The sequence below is a fragment of the Maribacter algarum (ex Zhang et al. 2020) genome (assembly GCF_005885635.1).
Taxonomy (GTDB): domain Bacteria; phylum Bacteroidota; class Bacteroidia; order Flavobacteriales; family Flavobacteriaceae; genus Maribacter_C; species Maribacter_C algarum.
Map to the genome: position 1 here is coordinate 1 of NZ_VATY01000018.1, position 648 is coordinate 648.

At 36.7% G+C, this 648-nt stretch carries 1 protein-coding gene; it reads right to left on the bottom strand.

Features of this window, described 5'->3' with window-relative positions; all coding sequences use genetic code 11:
• Positions 1-202: 202 nt before the first annotated feature.
• Positions 203-648, bottom strand: a 446-nt coding sequence (locus FEE95_RS22035) for a c-type cytochrome (protein WP_212748480.1), incomplete at its 5' end; no start/stop codon positions are given.

Here is a 648-nt window from a genome sequence, read left to right on the forward strand (position 1 = left end):
AACGGTTGAGCTATGAACAGTACGGGAGCAAACTAGCGTTTGCTTTCCGCCACGCACATAGCGAAATCTTTTGGTTTTCTTTTTTTCTTTGTCCCGCTAAAAAGCAAAATCCCAAAGATTTTGCGGACTTCATAAAAATACACAAACCCTGTGATTAAGCCCGAAGCCCGTATTGTTTATAGGTTTTGTTACCCAAAGTATTTTAATCCATAACTCTTATTTCGTCTCCTATTTCAAACTTTTTTTCAACGAAGTAATATATTATGTCCAGTTTTTCATCGGTCAAGTCAGGAAAGGAAGTCATTAATGCCCATCCTTGATTCCGCAACTCTACAGCAATACTGTCTCCATTTTTAAACATTTCCATTGAATTTCTTGTGTAATCATAGAGCCATTTTTTTTCACGCCGTTTAGTTACTCCACCTAATGCTGGTGCGGTCATTATTTTGTTCATTTGAGTAGAGTGACAAGAAGCGCAGTTTATTAAGAAGAGCGAGCGTCCCTCCTCGTATTTTTTATCTTTTTGAGATGTCTCCGTTTTAAGTCCAACTTCTTTCTTTACAGATTTCACATCAGGTTTACAACTGACAAATAAGAATGTAAACAATAGTAGTGGAATAAGCTTTTTCATATTTTGGGTAACGGTTG